The sequence below is a fragment of the Leptolyngbya sp. BC1307 genome (assembly GCF_002286735.1).
Taxonomy (GTDB): domain Bacteria; phylum Cyanobacteriota; class Cyanobacteriia; order Phormidesmidales; family Phormidesmidaceae; genus Phormidesmis.
This window is the reverse complement of record NZ_NRTA01000010.1, coordinates 17,460-33,528: the sequence shown is the minus strand read 5'-3', so window position 1 is coordinate 33,528 and position 16,069 is coordinate 17,460. Positions and strand designations below refer to the sequence as shown.

At 56.0% G+C, this 16,069-nt stretch carries 12 protein-coding genes; 4 read left to right on the top strand and 8 right to left on the bottom strand.

Annotation, left to right across the window (positions count from 1 at the left end):
• Positions 1 to 155: 155 nt before the first annotated feature.
• Together CKL79_RS07990 and CKL79_RS07985 are read left to right on the top strand one after the other, a co-directional pair.
• A complete protein-coding gene (locus CKL79_RS07990) occupies positions 156 to 2,858 on the top strand; it encodes a TIGR03960 family B12-binding radical SAM protein (protein WP_121969057.1) in 2,703 nt (900 codons plus the stop codon).
• A gap of 117 nt (positions 2,859 to 2,975) precedes the next feature.
• Positions 2,976 to 3,632, top strand: a complete 657-nt coding sequence (locus tag CKL79_RS07985) for a hypothetical protein (RefSeq protein ID WP_121969056.1) — start codon at positions 2,976 to 2,978, stop codon at positions 3,630 to 3,632.
• On the opposite strand, the gene CKL79_RS07980 is transcribed toward CKL79_RS07985, so the two are convergent.
• The 6 genes from CKL79_RS07980 to leuB form a co-directional block, all read right to left on the bottom strand.
• The gene (locus CKL79_RS07980; protein ID WP_121969055.1) at positions 3,619 to 4,791 is read right to left on the bottom strand and encodes an extracellular solute-binding protein; all 1,173 of its coding nucleotides are present in this window, start codon (positions 4,789 to 4,791) and stop codon (positions 3,619 to 3,621) included. The genes CKL79_RS07985 and CKL79_RS07980 overlap by 14 nt on opposite strands.
• A 160-nt stretch (positions 4,792 to 4,951) precedes the next feature.
• Complete coding sequence (gene psbV / locus CKL79_RS07975; RefSeq protein ID WP_346427055.1) at positions 4,952 to 5,437, bottom strand: photosystem II cytochrome c-550; 486 nt, start codon at positions 5,435 to 5,437, stop codon at positions 4,952 to 4,954.
• A 245-nt stretch (positions 5,438 to 5,682) separates the two neighbouring features.
• Complete coding sequence (accD, locus tag CKL79_RS07970; RefSeq protein ID WP_121969140.1) at positions 5,683 to 6,666, bottom strand: acetyl-CoA carboxylase, carboxyltransferase subunit beta; 984 nt, start codon at positions 6,664 to 6,666, stop codon at positions 5,683 to 5,685.
• A gap of 184 nt (positions 6,667 to 6,850) precedes the next feature.
• Entirely contained in the window at positions 6,851 to 7,684 is an 834-nt protein-coding gene (locus tag CKL79_RS07965; RefSeq protein WP_121969053.1) for an A24 family peptidase, read from the bottom strand.
• 152 nt (positions 7,685 to 7,836) lie between these two features.
• Positions 7,837 to 8,088, bottom strand: a complete 252-nt coding sequence (locus tag CKL79_RS07960; RefSeq protein ID WP_121969139.1) for a hypothetical protein — start codon at positions 8,086 to 8,088, stop codon at positions 7,837 to 7,839.
• A gap of 180 nt (positions 8,089 to 8,268) precedes the next feature.
• Positions 8,269 to 9,369: a 3-isopropylmalate dehydrogenase gene (gene leuB / locus CKL79_RS07955; RefSeq protein ID WP_121969052.1), complete on the bottom strand. Its 1,101-nt coding sequence runs from the start codon at positions 9,367 to 9,369 to the stop codon at positions 8,269 to 8,271.
• Between the two features lie 66 nt (positions 9,370 to 9,435).
• Between leuB and CKL79_RS07950 the strand changes: the two genes are divergently transcribed.
• A complete protein-coding gene (locus CKL79_RS07950; protein WP_121969051.1) occupies positions 9,436 to 10,617 on the top strand; it encodes a histidinol-phosphate transaminase in 1,182 nt (393 codons plus the stop codon).
• A 24-nt stretch (positions 10,618 to 10,641) separates the two neighbouring features.
• Here CKL79_RS07950 and CKL79_RS23790 read toward each other — a convergent pair whose 3' ends face one another.
• Both CKL79_RS23790 and CKL79_RS07940 read right to left on the bottom strand, forming a co-directional pair.
• Positions 10,642 to 11,406: a hypothetical protein gene (locus tag CKL79_RS23790; protein WP_240518738.1), complete on the bottom strand. Its 765-nt coding sequence runs from the start codon at positions 11,404 to 11,406 to the stop codon at positions 10,642 to 10,644.
• A gap of 227 nt (positions 11,407 to 11,633) precedes the next feature.
• Positions 11,634 to 12,224: a GNAT family N-acetyltransferase gene (locus tag CKL79_RS07940; RefSeq protein ID WP_121969050.1), complete on the bottom strand. Its 591-nt coding sequence runs from the start codon at positions 12,222 to 12,224 to the stop codon at positions 11,634 to 11,636.
• Between the two features lie 337 nt (positions 12,225 to 12,561).
• On the opposite strand from CKL79_RS07940, the gene CKL79_RS07935 reads away from it, so the two are divergent.
• Positions 12,562 to 15,945: a response regulator gene (locus tag CKL79_RS07935; RefSeq protein ID WP_121969049.1), complete on the top strand. Its 3,384-nt coding sequence runs from the start codon at positions 12,562 to 12,564 to the stop codon at positions 15,943 to 15,945.
• Positions 15,946 to 16,069 lie beyond the last annotated feature (124 nt).

Here is a 16,069-nt window from a genome sequence, read left to right as displayed (position 1 = left end):
TGTCTGCCTAATAAAGTCTGCCTAATACTTGTGTGACGGGCGTTCTCCTGAGTAGGGAGGGCGCTTTTTTATGCGTGCCTCCTATAAGCTAAGTCCAGCTTTGGGCTCAGGACGTTTGCGATATAGTGAAGGTCTAGATTTTTGCGAGATTCACTGTGACGACTACTGCACCGATTGCGATCGCCGACCTGATTAACGCTGATATCTCTCGGCCTGCTCGCTACCTGGGAAACGAGCGCGGCGCGGTACGTCAGCCCTGGGCAGCGGCTGATATTCGCTGGGTGCTGACCTATCCTGAGATTTATGAAGTGGGTGCCTCTAATCTTGGGCACATCATTTTATACAGCATTTTGAACGCTCAGCCCCGACAGCTGTGCGATCGCGCTTACCTCCCTGCTGCTGACCTCACCCAAAAGCTGCGAGAGAGCCAGACGCCCCTATTCGCCGTGGAGTCTCGCCGCTCTCTGAGTGAGTTTGACATCTTAGGCTTTAGCCTGAGCTACGAGCTGGGGGCAACTAATATCTTAGAAATGCTTTCTCTCGCTCAAGTACCCCTCACCTGGCAGGCGCGTAGCGCAGAAGGCCCCTGGAATGTAGAAGCCGGCAGCTGGCCGCTGATTTTTGCGGGCGGGCAGACGGCCACCTCTAACCCCGAACCCTACGCCGAATTTCTCGACTTTGTCGCCTTAGGTGATGGCGAAGAACTGCTGCCCGAAATTGGCTTAGTAGTAGAAGAAGGCAAAGCCGCTGGCCTTAGCCGAGAGCAGCTCTTGCTCGATCTCGCTCAGGTGCCGGGCGTCTATGTGCCCCGCTTTTATGACATGGCGGCTGATGGCTCGGTACAGCCTAACCGCCCCGATGTGCCTGCGCGGGTGCTGCGTCGAGTCGCGCCGCCCATGCCGGAGTACTCAATTGGCCTGGTGCCCTACGTCGAGACCGTACATGACCGGCTGACGGTTGAAATTCGGCGGGGCTGCACCCGAGGCTGTCGCTTTTGCCAGCCGGGTATGCTGACTCGCCCGGCGCGAGACGTGCCGCCTGAGCAGGTGATTGACACGATTGAGCGCGGTATGCGAGAGACCGGCTACAGCGAATTTTCACTGTTGTCTCTGAGCTGCTCAGACTATTTGGCGCTGCCAGCGGTGGGCGTCGAAATCAAAAATCGGCTCAAAGACGAGAATATTAACCTCTCGCTGCCCAGCCAGCGGGTAGATCGGTTTGATGAAAACATTGCGAACATTGTCGGCGGCCTGCGGCAGACAGGGTTGACCTTTGCTCCTGAGGCCGGTACGCAGCGAATGCGCGATATCATCAACAAAGGGCTCACGAATGAAGAACTGCTGCGCGGGGTAAAAATTGCCTATGAGCAGGGCTGGGAGCGGGTAAAACTGTACTTTATGATCGGCCTGCCGGGCGAAACCGATATAGACGTATTAGGCATTGCAGAAACGGTGCGCTGGCTGCGGCGAGAGTGCTTTGAAAAGGGGCGGCGATCGCTCAAGTTCAATATCACTATCTCTAACCTGACGCCTAAGCCCCACACGCCGTTTCAATGGCACTCGGTCTCTACTGACGAATTTAAGCGTAAGCAGGCACTCTTGCAGGCCGAGTTCAACCAGATTCGCGGCGTCAAGGTCAACTTTACCGACGTGCGAATTTCGGCGATGGAAGACTTTGTCGGGCGGGGCGATCGCCGTCTTTCTGCCGTCGTGCGCCGGGCCTGGGAGCTAGGCGCAGGAATGGACGCCTGGTGGGAGAGCTTAGAAAAAGCATATGGGGCCTGGACTGAGGCGATCGCCGATGCCGGTCTCGACTGGAAATATCGTCAGGTCGAGAGCGGTGAATGGAGCCTGGATGACAATATTGCGACTGCAGAACGGGAGGGTCAGGCCGTAGACGAGGCCATGACCGCCATGCTAGATCGCCCGCTCCCCTGGGATCACATCGACACCGGCATTGAGAAGCAGTGGTTGCAAGACGACCTCAAGCGAGCGCTTGCGGCGGCTACTGTGCCCGACTGCTCTTTTGAAGGCTGCTCTCACTGCGGCATCTGCGGGCCAGACTTTGGCCATAACATAGTCGTGCCGCCACTGGCGATTCCTCAGTTTGCTGGGCACTTTCAGCCCAACCAGACCCGCGCTCAGCGGCTGCGCGTCACCCTCGGCAAGCTCGGTGATATGGCGCTAATTGGCCACCTGGACTTTGCCAGGCTGATGGACCGGGCCATTCGCCGGGCCGCGCTGCCGATTGCCTTTACCGGTGGCTATCATCCGGGGCCGCGAATTTCTCCGGCTAATGCGCTGCCTTTGGGGCTGACCAGCACAGGTGAAATCATTGATTTTGAGCTGACAGAAGTGATTGACCCAGCTGATTTCAGCGCCCGGCTGCAAGCGCAACTGCCTGAAAGCGTGCCGATCTATCAGACAGCCGCCATCTCGCTAGAGACGCCCTCTGCCACCAAGTGCCTCGATCAGGCTGAATATCTACTCGCTGTCGATACCCAAGACGGGACGGGCGACTGGGCGCAGTGGGTGCAGCAGGTGCTTGCTGCTGAGCAGATTATGCAGACCAAAACGACTAAGTCAGGCAAAACTAAGGAAGTGGATTTGCGATCGCGTCTCTTCACCCTGGCGCTAGCTGAAGCCGATATCCTGATGGATTTGCCAGCGGCGGTGCGCGATCGCCTGAGCCCAGTAGAGACCACTGGACAGGTCATCCGATATACCGGCAGCTGCCGCAATGACGGCACCTTACTGCGGCCTCAAGCAGTTGTCACCATGCTGGAGTCGGTCAGTGACCAGGAAATTGTGCTAGGTCATATCCATCGGGTGCGGCTAATCTTGAGCGCGCCTGAGTAAACCCGTCCGGGCGATCGCCGCTAGGTGAGGATAAAATGAGAGCACGATCAGTCAGGCCAGTGAAGCAGGCCAGTGAAGCGCAAAATGGCACAACCTCGCTCAAAGCGAATAAAACAAATGGTTGGCACTGTGCTCGCGGCCCTAGTGCTGAGCGGGCTATTTAGCCGGGCGGTAGGGGCTCAGCCCTCGGCGGTACAGGCCCAGCTATCAGATTTAGGTCAGTTTCCGCTACTTCTGCCGGCTGCTCAGGGAACCCTCGTCGCGGCTGATGACCGGCTTTCCCCCGTGCGGTTTAGCCAACCGAGCCTAACCTGGATGCGCGATCAGGTGAGTGCGCGCTATGGCAGCGATCGCCTGGTTGAGCACTGGCGCGCCTATCAAGTTGACAATGGTCCTAACTACGTCGATATCATCGTTAATGAGCAGATCTGGAGCTTGCTCAACTACTTTGAGCGCTATGCGTTTGTCTCGCAGTTTGGCACCGCTGCCGAAGATTACGGCTACAGCGTGCGGGTGTTTCACACGGGTGATGTCGCTGCTGTTAACGATGTCAGAGCCAATAGAAGAGCCAGTGAAGGCACCAGTAGAAGTGCCAGTAGAATCTTCAGCAGCCGGGCGGGCGTCGTGCTGCGAGGCGGGCACTTTTGCGATTTTAGTCAGGCCGCCGGGCAGCTCAGTCCGTCAGTGGTGGCAAAGCTGCCCTGTACAATCGTGCTGGATGACGCCAGCAGCAGCCGTATCCGCCGACCTAACCTTAGCCCTAGCCCGTTCTAACCTGCTGCCACAGGTTCAAATACGCAGTCTGTACGGCTGCCGGTAAAGGCAACAGCGGTTCACTATTTTGGATGGCTGTTATAGATAGCGGGCTATCTTCTAATGCACCGGGCAAGCTAACGCCCCGGTCGAGAAAGATCGGCGATAGGCCCTTGCCAGCGATCGAAATCTGGGTGGCCGGGCCGGTCTGCCAGCAAAACGCTATCCATTTTTTGGCGGCAGCGCTCATGTCTGCGCCTTTGGGCCGCACCCACATATCAGCCGACAGTAGCGAGCCCTCTGCTGGAATGACGACCTTCAGCTCACGGTACTGCTGTAGGGCCGCCATCACATCGCCCGACCAGCCGACGACTGCGGCGACATCCTGATTAACCAGCGCCTTCAGTGAGGTATCGGAGTCATAGGTTCTCACCTGCTGATTGAGCTGAGTAAAAGGCTCAATGAGTGAGTCAGTCAGCTGCGCGGCTGAAGCGCTGTCGGCAGGCATTTCAAAACTGGGATTAAAGCTGCCGCTCTGCATTTTTTGCAGCAGGCCCAAGACGATTCGAGGATGGTCGGGTAAGGCTAGCTGACGGCGCAGCTGAGGCTGGAGCAGATCACGCCAGGTCTTAAAGGGCGAGCGTGACCCTGCCTGCGGAAACTGATCCGGGCGATAGGCGATCACCAGTGTCTGTACCTTGTAGGGAGCGGCCCAGAGTGCATTTGCGGCTATCTGATCACTGCCCGAACGGGCCTCGCGGCTGACAAACTGCTGCCAGGCCACCGGTAGCTTTTCTAAGGTCTCAGTGGGCAGGTCTAGCGGCTCGATCAGGTCTTGAGCGATCGCTTCAGCCAGCCAATAGTCGCCCAGGCTAACCAAATTGCTGGTAGCTGGGCGGGGCGCGCCCTGAGCCCAGGGTAAACGCCGCAGTGAAAAAGTCGGTGCCTTCGGCGGTAGCTGCCAGCGCTGTAGCTGTTGAAACACCGTCTCTAGCTGAGTAATCATCTGAAAATCAACCGGGCTTTCCGCCTGCTGGCGAAACCGCTTTAAAACCTCAGCTGGCACCGAACCTTCTAGCAGCGTCACGCGCAGAGCATTAGCGGTAGCTCCGCAGCCCGTGAGCAGACTGCTGAGAGCGAGCCCAGCGGTTCCAAAAAGCAGCGTTCTTCGATTGATCATAGATTCTGTGCTATCGCCTTGTGTCTCATCGCTGTGATCCGGTTGGCTATAACCGTAGCAAAGCGCAGCAGAGACAGCTCTCTCCTGCGCTAAAGTCTAGCTCTTAAAGTTCGATTTGAGTCCTAGGTCTATGCCTGCTGATCTAGGTCTGAAAACAAATCTACAGCGTCTTGGTCTTACCGGCTCCCCATTTATCTCCCAAGATCTTAGGCATTAGGAGAATGTGAGCAGAAATAGCTTCCAGGTCATCTTCAGTGAGGTTACGCATCTTCGGATAGACATCAGTACTCTTCGTGCTCGGATGTAGTTCCGAAATTTCGACGAGCCCATCGTAAGTCGTTGGGTTGTGCAAGTAGTCTACCAGAGCAGCCAAATTGTCCCGAGCGGGAAAAGCGCCTGCTAGCGTCTCAGTATCGAGGCCGACGTTGGGGTTCGTCTTGGTAACGCCCGCAACGTGGCAAGTAGCGCAGGCCACGTTAAACTTGCGGCGGCCTCGGGTAAACTCTTCGACTGAGAGGGTGACGGTATCGCCCTGCTCATTGGCCTTGATGGTTCGGGTTGAGGCATCTAGATCAGCGGCGATCGCACTTCCTCCCAACCAGCCAGCCCCAGACAGACTGGCCATAAAAAATACAGCGGCGACCATCAGTCCGGTGCATCTCTTAAACAAATTTCTCATTTTTTATGCTCGCTTCTCAGACACGCAACACAGCAGTAATTCAATTTTAGATTGAATAAAATTGTCTCCTTATCATGCCATGAATGGGGCGACAGGGGGACAAGATACCCCCAGAAGACCTGAAGAAAAACCAGCGACTGCCAGCGTCTCCTCAGATTATTTACACTTCTTGACAAAAAACAGCCTCTCAGTCATCTGCGCCTATCTACAACTCAACCCTCGTGTTCAAGGGTGTTTAACACCGTCTCTACGTGCTTAGCGTCTACGTGCTTAGCGTCTACATGTTCAGCGTCTACATGCTTAGCGTCTATGGGCTTAGCGTTGATCGCAACCTTATTAGCGGGCTGATGCAGGCGAATCAGCTGAGCCAACGTTTGCTTGAGCTGCGGGCGCGGCACAATTTTATCGATAAAGCCGTGACGCAACAGATACTCAGCCGTTTGAAAGCCCTCGGGTAGCTTTTCGCGAACGGTTTGCTCTACCACCCGGCGACCGGCAAAGCCAATCGTCGCCTCCGGTTCAGCCAGAATGATATCGCCCAGCATGGCGAAGCTTGCAGTCACCCCGCCGGTTGTTGGGTGGGTAAGCACCGGCATGTAGAGCAGCCGGGCGGCTCGATGACGCTCCAGGGCCGCTGAAATTTTTGCCATCTGCATCAGGCTGAGCATGCCCTCCTGCATCCGTGCCCCGCCAGAAGCACAGACAATCACTACCGGCAGCCGTTCAGCGCTGCTGCGCTCAATCAGCCGGGTCAGCTTTTCGCCCACGACAGAGCCCATGCTGCCGCCCATAAAGCGAAAGTCCATCACGCCTAGGGCGACTTGCTCACCGTCGATTTTGCCCATGCCCGTCTGTACGCCATCGACCAGTTTGGTCTTAGCCTGAGTGTCGCGAATGCGGTCGGCATAGGCTTTGCGATCGCGAAACCGCAGCGGATCTTTGGGTGAGATCTGAGTATCTATCGGCGTCCAGGTATCAGCGTCAATCAGCTGTTCGATACGCGCTGTACTAAAAATGCGATGGTGGTAGCCGCACTCAGGGCACACCTGCTGATTGGCCCACAGGTCTTTTGTGTAGGTGAGCACGTCACAGCGCTCGCACTTGGTCCACAGACCATCGGCAATTTCCCGCTCGTGCCGATCATGGCTAATCAGCCCTGTCTTCTTACGATTTGCAAACCAGTCAAACAGTGACATCTTTCCGCTCATCAATCCCGCCCTCAGTCGCTGCTTCAAAACGTCAGCCACCTGAGTCGGTAAAAGACCCAAAGATAGCCGAATGCGCAGCTTTGAAAGCGGCAAATTCCTTATTTATCCTACTGGGTTGCCCCCCCCAGTGGCGAATCTAGTAAGAGATTTGCATCGGCAATCTCGCCGAGCGCTACAGCCCCGGCGGAAAGAAAACAGCCACATAGGCGCTGATCAGCTGATCGCCGTAAAACAGCGTCAGCACCGCGCCCAGTGCTAGATAAGGCCCAAAGGGAATGTGCTGCTTGGGGCCGAGCGCCCCGATTGCGATCGCCCCGCCGCCAATCACTGCGCCCATCGTCGCCGCCAAAAAAGTTGCGAGCAGCAGCCCCGGCCCGCCCAACCACGCGGCCATCATTGCCGCTAGCTTGGCATCACCACCGCCCATCGCGGGCTGGCCAAATGCCTGACTCCCCGCTATTCCAATCAGCTCAAATAGCCATAGCCCAAAGATGCTGACGGCGATCGCTGAAATCAGTCCGCTGACTACATGGCTGAGCGTCGGCACTTCCAAATAGCTCAGCCAGCCCCGAAAGCCCCAGCCCAGCAAGAGCCCCGAAGCCGTCAGGCTGTTGGGCAAAATCATCGTATCTAAATCAATCAGCGCCAGCGCCAGTAGCCAGCACACAAAAACCCAGTGGCCAGGGGTCTGCCAGGTAGTGCCAAAGGTCGCAAACACCGACACAAACAGACAGCCCGTCACAAATTCTACGATTGGGTAGCGGGCCGCAATCGGCATTCGGCAGGTGCGGCAGCGTCCTTTGAGCCAAAGCCAGCCAAATACCGGCACATTGTCATAAGACTTGAGCCGGGTCAGGCAGCGCGGGCAGCGCGAGGGCGGATGTATCAGCGACAGCCCTGCGGGCAACCGATAGACCACCACATTTAAGAAGCTGCCTACTGCCGCGCCTAACGTAAAAATAATCAGAACCGGAACCACAGTATCCACTAAGTCAGACACTCTCATAGGGCTGAAGCTTGGCTTAAGATGCCCAGCCCATCACGTAGAGTTGATACGGTGAATAGAGACAGCACTCCTCATCTAAAAATCATCCGCGCTGACTGTTCGCTGACTGTTCGCTGATGCTGATTTTAGTCGCGCCGTTCTTAACGTCGTTCTTAGATCAGGCCCGGCTCTATTTGGCTAAAGGGAATGAAGCATTCTTGCGGCAGTAAGACAGGCTTATCGCCAAATACCAGTTTGCCCCGGTGGTTCAGTCGGCCAATGGCAACGCCGATCGGGCGCTGCATGACTGCTGGGTGGACTTCGTAAAAGGTGCGATAAATATGCCGCGCTGCCTTGATAAGCTCCGGGTCTAGCAGGGCTGAATTACCGCCAAAGGCGAGTCGGTCAGTATTTTGGGGGTGCATAGGCGGGCGCATCGCTTGTGAGGCAGTGGATGATGTCATATTCCTTGTTGCTGATTTTACCGGTTCTCTGGCTGCTTTAAAGGCTCCATTCATCTCAATTGATTCCCCGCTAACTACAGATTTTCAGGTGTTCGTTCTCCAAGCCTTCTCCAAGCCTTCTCCAAGCCTCAGTTCAGCGCGCTAGCTGGCACTCAGCGCCTTTTCGAGCGCTTGCCCCATGCCCTCACAGCCCACCGCTGTCATCCCATCCGACATAATATCGCCGGTGCGATAACCCTGGTCGAGTACAGTGAGCACAGCCTGCTCAAGGCGGTCAGCGGCGGCAGGTAGGCTTAGTCCGTAACGCAGCATCATTGCCGCACTCAGCACCTGCGCCAGCGGATTAGCCTTATCTTGCCCGGCAATATCAGGCGCTGAGCCATGCACCGGTTCAAACACGCCAGGGCCGCTCTCGCCCAGACTGGCAGATGGTAGCATACCGATGCTGCCGGTAAGCATCGCCGCTGCATCGGATAAGATATCGCCAAACAAATTGCCGGTGACAATCGTGTCAAACTGCTTGGGCTGACGGACGAGCTGCATGGCGGCATTGTCTACATACAGGTGCGAGAGGTCAACGTCACTGTATTCGGCATGGAGAGCAGTGATGCGATCGCGCCACAGCTGCGAAACTTCCAGCACATTAGCCTTATCGACCGAGCACAGCCGCCCCTGCCGCTTGCGAGCCGTTTCATAAGCGACTCGCCCAATCCGATCAATTTCACCAGTGGTGTAGGCCATCGTGTTGACGCCCCGCTGCTGGCCGTCTTCTGTCTCAAAAATACCTCTGGGCTGACCGAAGTAAATGCCCCCGGTGAGTTCGCGCACCACCATAATATCGACCCCTTCTACCACTTCTGGCTTCAGCGAAGAGGCGCTGAGCAACTGCGGCAAAATCACAGCGGGCCGCAGATTGGCAAATAGGCCCAGTCCTGAGCGCAGTCCGAGCAGGCCGGTTTCAGGGCGCTGCGATCGCGGCAACGTATCCCACTTATAGCCCCCAATCGAGGCGAGCAAAACCGCGTCGCTCTGGCGGCAGGCGGTCAGGGTAGCTTCAGGCAGCGGTGAACCCGTCGCATCAATCGCCGCGCCGCCAATTAGCGCTTCGGCAAAGTCAAACTGAAGATTTTGCTGCTGGCCCACCTGCTTGAGGACGGCCACCGCTACGGCGATGATTTCGGGGCCGATACCGTCTCCAGGCAGTAGCGTAATGCGGAAGGGTGCTGTCGGGGTCGCAGGCATAGTCGCAGAGTGAGGGGGACGGGTGCCATAATACCTGAACCCGCTGGTTATTCTCTTACTATATCTATGTCTTTTCTCCGCGCTGACCTGGCCCAGCTAGCTGCCTATCAATCGCCTCACCCCAGCGCTCAATCAGAGGCCGCGCCGCCCGTTTTAGACCCGCTAGATACCAATGAAAGCCCGATTGACCTGCCTGCGGCGATCAAAGCGACCCTGGCAAGTCAGTATCAGGAAGCGATCGCCGCCAATCGCTACCCTGACGGCAGCCAGCTAGCGCTCAAACAGGCCGTTATTGCCTATGCTGCCCGCTCCGGAAAGGTCCCGCCAGAGACGCTCAGCGTAGAAAATGTCACCTTGGGAAACGGCTCCGACGAGCTGATTCGCTCCGTCCTGATGGCGACCTGTCTGGGCGGTCACGGCTCTATTCTGGTGGCCGAACCGACATTCTCGATGTATGCGATTTTGGCAAATACGCTGGGTATCACGGTGCGTAGCGTCACCCGTCGAGACAGCTTTGAAGTAGATATTGCCGCCGCTCAGTCAGCCATTGAGCAGGCCGCGACTACCTCCCTCCCGGTTCGCGCTGTCTTTATGGTGCATCCCAACTCGCCCACGGGCAATGCCCTCACCCAGCGCGAGCTAACTTGGCTCAAGCAGCTGCCAGACAGTATTTTGGCCGTCGTTGATGAAGCCTACTTCGAGTTTAGTGGCCACACCACGCTAGCAGAGGCGCTGAGTCGCCCCAACTGGATTGTTTTACGGACCTTCTCTAAAGCCTTTCGGTTAGCAGCCCACCGGGTAGGCTATGGGATCGCCCATCCTACGGTGATTGCAGCCCTAGAAAAGCTCAGACTGCCCTACAACCTGCCCAGCTTCTCTCAGGCAGCTGCGCAAACCGCTTTGGCGCATAGTGAGGAGCTGCTCAGTCAAATTCCTCCCGTCTTAGCCGAGCGTCGTCAAATGCTTCAGGCACTCGCTGACCATCCCTATCTGCAGGTATGGCCCAGTGCCGGTAACTTTGTGTATGTGCGATTAAGTGATCGCGGCCTATTAGCGCTAGCCGTCACCGAGCAGGCAGCTGGCTTGGCAAAACTATTCAAATTGCTGCGGTCTCAAGGCACGCTCATTCGGCACACGGGCGGCGGATTGCGCATCAGCATTGGCACCGCCGCCGAAAATCAGCGCACCCTGGCTAATCTGCAGCAGGTATTAGGACTCAACATAGCTACCCAAAAAGTTGCCAGCTAGATCTCCTGCAGCTCAGCAGCGCTATCAAACAAAGCCCGATCTGACTCGACGAATCGTCTGGGGCAGCACGCCTACTAACATGGCAAAGGCCATATCGGGCACCCGGTCTACTGTCATCTGGTCAAAGTAGGTCTTAAACTGCTCTAAAATCATCCACGCCCGGTCCTCGGGGTTGGGCTGGTCAGTAAAGTTTTGCGTGAGCCGAATCCACTGCAGGCGAATTTTAATCGCGTTCTGATGGGCCTCCTGCGAATCGGGTGCTAGCAGAGATAGATTGCCGATGGGGATGACTTTAACAATGTCTTTATCGAGATCGCCGCCTACCGCTGCGCCGGGACCTGCAAACTCAGCATGGAATTCTCGTAGTACGATCAGACCGTTACGGCGACGGCTGTTGACCACCCAGAGCCTGCCACTGTCCATCTTTTCAACCACTTCGTCAACTTTCAGATTCTGATTCACGGTCGCGCCAAAAAAATTCCAGTCTCCTGCTTTGGGTACCTGCAAGACGGCTGAGTCTGAGCGGGCACTACCGCTCTCGCCTTTCTCCCGGCTACCGGCAGGTTTTCTGACAGATACGGGCTGTCTTGGGTGGTTAGCGTTGTTTTGCGCTTGACTCCGAGCTGGGTTCTGAGCTTGACCCATCTGAGCTTGACTTCCCTGGATCTGTCCCATCTGAGCGCGCGGCTGCGAGCTGATATTAGCAGAGCGGTCTACCGACTCACAAGCAGGCACTTGCGGCGACAGGGCTGGCTTGGCAACTGCCTCAACGGTAGGCTTAAGATCCATATCTATGTTACGGGAGTATTCACTCAGCGTGTTGGGCCGTGTCGGTGGATGATATCTGTTACTGTGATACGAATTTCCGCTAAATAACTAAAGAACAAATAGTTTTTATTCATTCTTTATAACTGGGCAATTAGTCCTTCACATATAGCCATAAAACTACCTGCAGCGGCTGAGTGCGTCCGTACATATCGCTAAATACGCCTAATCCGAAACGAAGAATACAAAAGCTAATGCACGTGTTTTGAAAGCAGCAAGCGCCGAGGTCTGAGGCCTAGCCCAGAGAGAATGGGATTGCTGACTTCGCTGGGCTGATAGCCAGCCTGGACGTAGAGCGCATAAGCCGCCGGGTTATCGGCCATAACATGCAGGTAAATGCGGTGAAAGCCCCAGCTAAGGGCGATGCTTTCTGTGGTGAGCAGGAGCTGATGCGCTGCGCCCTGACGCCGATGGGCTGGGCTAATAGCCAGGTTAGACAGATAAGCTCGCTTAGTCGGAAAGAGCTGCCAGGCTTCGCAAGGGCGCTGGGAAATCTCAATCGTACCGATCACCGCGCCCGACTGAGCTGACTCGGGCTGAATAGTAGTGGCGACCAGGCAGGTATATTGGCTAGCTGGAGATCTAAGGCGAGTTTTGATGTCTTCTTGAATGCCGATTCGCATCAGCCAGTATAGCCAGCGGGTGGCTTTGGCCTGAGGGTAAAAGCTGGCCAGTAAGACCCCGGTGATAGCCGGGAGATCTTTGGGCTGGGCGGCTCGAATGCGGAAGGGCGATCGCCGATCAGCGGGAGAAAGGGCGGGCTCAGCATTGGCCTGCGACATAGTAAAAACTCGAAAGAGGGTGGGCACTTTAGGTAAGACGTTACACAGCTACCTCAGCCGGGCGATTTTTCTCAGGCGATTTTTCTCGGGTAATCTTTCTCGGGCAATTTTCTATAGAGGGTTTTGGCGGGGCTTGGTATCGAGCTGTTTTAGCCAGCAGCGCTCGTTTAGGTTCACAGAGAGACTTTTTTCTCAGTGATTTGCCTACAAAGATGCGCTGAAATCCAGCCAGATAAGTCTGTTGCCCTGAATTAAGGTACTACAGAGAGACACTTATGGATTGTAACGAACCTCCGGCATAGACATGTCATTTTCGGTCTAGATGAGAGATAGATACATGGCAGTTAGAGAGCGTAGCAGGCGGACAAGCGCATCTAAGCACAAAATTTTGGTGGTGGATGATGAGCCCGATAACTTAGATTTGCTCTACCGGACATTCTATCGAGATTTTCAGGTAATTAAGGCGCAGAGCGGTCATGACGCGCTGCAAATGCTCGCTAAGGAAGGTGATATTGCCGTCATCATCTCTGACCAGCGGATGCCGGGCATGAGCGGTACAGAGCTGCTACGGCTGACAGCAGATCGCTATCCCAATTCGATTCGGGTGATGCTGACAGGCTATACCGATGTTGAAGACCTCGTCGAGGCGATCAATGAAGGCAAGGTCTTTAAGTATGTAACTAAGCCCTGGGAGGAGGCAGATCTCAGAACTATTGTGAGCCAGGCAATTGACACCCACAGTCTGCTAGAGTCGCGGACGCAAGAACTCAATCGGGTAGTGCGGCAGGAAACGCTGCTGAATGCGATTACCAATACGATTCGCAGCGCTCAGACTTCTCAGGAGATGCTGAAGACAATTATCGAGACGCTGGGGAAAGCCTTTGAACTCGATTATGGGATTGTCAAGCCGCTGGCGGGTGCGGAGATGAATTCTCCAGCGTTTCACTACATAGGTACGGCGGTGCCAGCCGAGAGGCGATCGCCAGATGACTTAGCCTTGCTAGACAAAACCGTCTGGCAGCCCCCCCTGACTCAGCACCTAGAAACCGCTGAAGAGGTGGCCGCCGCCGCGCCCACAGCAGACTGCGTGGCCGCCTACACAGCTCTGGATATTCATGCCAGTCTGCTGATCCCGTTGACCTGTAAGCAAGATACTTTAGCCGTCTTAGCGCTGCACAAGTGCTCTTACCAAAAGCCCTGGGAAGCTAGCGAAATCAAGCTGCTGACGACCCTGGCTGACCAGGCGGCGCTGGCGCTTTCACAGACGTGGACTTATGAGCGAGTGCAGGCGCTAGCTCAGCGCGAGGTGCTGATTAACACGATCACGCAGGCGCTTCACGCTAGTTTAGAGCCCGCTGAGATCTTTGCGGCGATTACCCAAAAACTAGGGCAGGCGCTGTATGCCGACAGCTGCACGCTATCGCTATGGAGCGAGACCCATTCTCAATGTGTAGGCCGCTATGATGCCACCGTTGAGACGGTGCCCACGCTGCCCGAGATGAAGACGCTGATTGCCGCCGATGAAATATTGGCTCAGCTACTGGCGACTAAGCAGCCAGTGCTGGTGAATACAGCGGGCGGGGCAGCTTTAGAAGCCGCCGAGTTGTCGGGCATAACGGCGCTACTAGCGGTACCGTTGCTGGCCGATGCGACCGTAACGGGCTGTATTGTGCTGCAGCAGATACACGGCGATCGCCGATGGCAGCGCGATGAAGTTAATCTGGCCCAGGCCGTCGCTAATCAGTCGGCGATCGCCGTACAGCAGGCCAACCTTTACCAAAAAACCCGCCAGCAGGCCGACCAACTGCTGGCGCTAGACCAGCAAAAGACCACTTTTTTCCAAAATATTTCTCACGAGTTTCGCACGCCGCTGACGCTGACCATTGGCCCGCTGGAGACGGCAGTCGAACGGGGAGAAGGCCTAAACGCGGAGCAGTCGGTGATCGCCCTGCGTAACTCTCGGCGGCTGCTGCGATTGGTCAACCAGCTTTTAGACTTGCAGCGGCTAGACGCTGGTAAAATGCAGCCCACCTTCCGGCCCTGTGACCTGGCTACCTTTACCGACGAGGTGGTAGAGGCGTTTCAAACTTACTGCGAGCGCAAGCAGATTACGCTCAGCACAGATATTACCGCCTGCTCACCGGTCTACTTAGACCTGGAAAAATTTGACAAGGTGCTTTACAACTTGCTTTCTAACGCGATGAAATTTACCCCGGCGGGTAAGTCAATTGTCGTGCGGCTCAAGGAAGCTAACGGTAAGGCTCAGCTACAGGTGCAAGATCAGGGCATCGGTATTCGCGCTGACCAACTGCCCTGTTTATTCGAGCGGTTTCGGCAGGCTGATGGCTCGGCCAACCGTAGCTACGAGGGCACCGGACTGGGGCTGTCGCTGGTGAAAGAACTCTCGGCGCTACATGGGGGCCAGGTGACGGTACAGTCGGTCTATGGCGAGGGCACTACGTTTACTATTGACCTGCCGTTGGGCGCTGGCCATCTGCCCCCGAGCCAGGTGATTGAGCAGATGCTATCGGCTGAAAAGGGCCGCGCCGCTGTTGAGCTTTCGGATGTAGAGATGGTGTCAGCGTCGGCTGATCAGGCTGTCAGCTTGCCACCAGAAGCCGCCGGGAGCCAGACGGAGCGCGCGACTTTTGCCGGGGCTCAAGTTTTAGTCGTTGATGACAACCCCGATCTGCGGACCTATGTGTCTAGTGTGCTGCAGCGTCAGGGCTATCAGGTGCGTACGGCTGAGCAAGGCGCAGCCGGGCTGGAGATGGCGACGGCCTACAATCCTGACTTGATTATTACCGATCTGATGATGCCTGGAGTTTCTGGGCTGGAGATGATTGAGCGAATTCGTAAGGATACGATCTTGCAGGGGACGCCAGTGATCTTGCTGACGGCTAAGGTGGATGATGAAACGCGCCTGGAAGGGATGGAGCAGGGAGCCGACGCTTATCTGTCTAAGCCTTTTAACGACCGGGAGCTGCTAGCTGAAGTCCGTAATCTGCTGGCGCTAAAAGCAAATGAGCGCAAAGTCGCTCAGCTCAATGAGTATCTGACGGAGTCGGTATTGCAGCGCTTTTTGCCGCCGTCTCTGGTACAAAAAGCGAAGGAAGGCACCCTACAGCTTGACCTGCGGCCTGAGCCTCGCCTGGTAACTATTTTGTTTAGTGACATTGTCGGCTTTACTCAGCTTTCAAATACGTTGCGATCGCGCCGGGTGGCCGAGCTGCTCAATGAGTACTTAGAGACCATGACCCGCGCCATTTTTAACAATGGGGGCACGGTGGATAAGTTTATGGGTGACGCGGTGCTGGCGCTGTTTGGCGCGCCGGAAGAAATGAGCCCGAATGAGCAAGTAAAGCGGGCGATCGCCTCTGCCCGCCAGATGTATAAAGACCTGGAGGGACTCAATCAGCGCTGGGCGACGCAGGGCATTGGCCCGGTCCAGTTTCGATGCGGCATTCACCAGGGCACCGCAGTCGTCGGCATGTTTGGCAGCGCCGAGCGCTCAGACTACACGGCAATTGGCCCCAGCGTTAATATTGCCGCGCGGATTCAGGAAGCGGCGACGGCTGAGACGATTTTGGTGTCGGCAGCTGTTGCTGATTATCTCGATGAGCAAGAAATTGTCAAATTTGAGCCGCTGCAGCTCAAGGGCGTTGATGAAACGGTCTTGACCTTTGGTGTGAAGACTAGCCTGGAGGCGAGGTCTCACTAATCAGAGTGTGCTGCTTTGAAGAGGAGGGTGAGCGAGCCGCTGCTACCTTTTCACCACAGGGGTCGCCTTCGAGTGCTAGCCTACAGTCTGGCTGGGTAGTGCCTAGATCCTGGCGACGCAATTC

Bases quoted from the DNA above. Each gene is read 5' to 3' on its own strand.
- accD (WP_121969140.1), bottom strand. From the start codon at position 6,666: ATGTCACTGTTTGACTGGTTTGCAAATCGTAAGAAGACAGGGCTGATT.
- CKL79_RS07960 (WP_121969139.1), bottom strand. From the start codon at position 8,088: ATGCACCCCCAAAATACTGACCGACTCGCCTTTGGCGGTAATTCAGCC.
- psbV (WP_346427055.1), bottom strand. From the start codon at position 5,437: ATGGTCGCCGCTGTATTTTTTATGGCCAGTCTGTCTGGGGCTGGCTGG.
- CKL79_RS07980 (WP_121969055.1), bottom strand. From the start codon at position 4,791: ATGATCAATCGAAGAACGCTGCTTTTTGGAACCGCTGGGCTCGCTCTC.
- CKL79_RS07950 (WP_121969051.1), top strand. From the start codon at position 9,436: ATGTCTTTTCTCCGCGCTGACCTGGCCCAGCTAGCTGCCTATCAATCG.
- CKL79_RS07985 (WP_121969056.1), top strand. From the start codon at position 2,976: ATGGTTGGCACTGTGCTCGCGGCCCTAGTGCTGAGCGGGCTATTTAGC.
- CKL79_RS07935 (WP_121969049.1), top strand. From the start codon at position 12,562: ATGGCAGTTAGAGAGCGTAGCAGGCGGACAAGCGCATCTAAGCACAAA.
- CKL79_RS07940 (WP_121969050.1), bottom strand. From the start codon at position 12,224: ATGTCGCAGGCCAATGCTGAGCCCGCCCTTTCTCCCGCTGATCGGCGA.
- CKL79_RS07965 (WP_121969053.1), bottom strand. From the start codon at position 7,684: ATGAGAGTGTCTGACTTAGTGGATACTGTGGTTCCGGTTCTGATTATT.
- CKL79_RS23790 (WP_240518738.1), bottom strand. From the start codon at position 11,406: ATGGATCTTAAGCCTACCGTTGAGGCAGTTGCCAAGCCAGCCCTGTCG.
- leuB (WP_121969052.1), bottom strand. From the start codon at position 9,369: ATGCCTGCGACCCCGACAGCACCCTTCCGCATTACGCTACTGCCTGGA.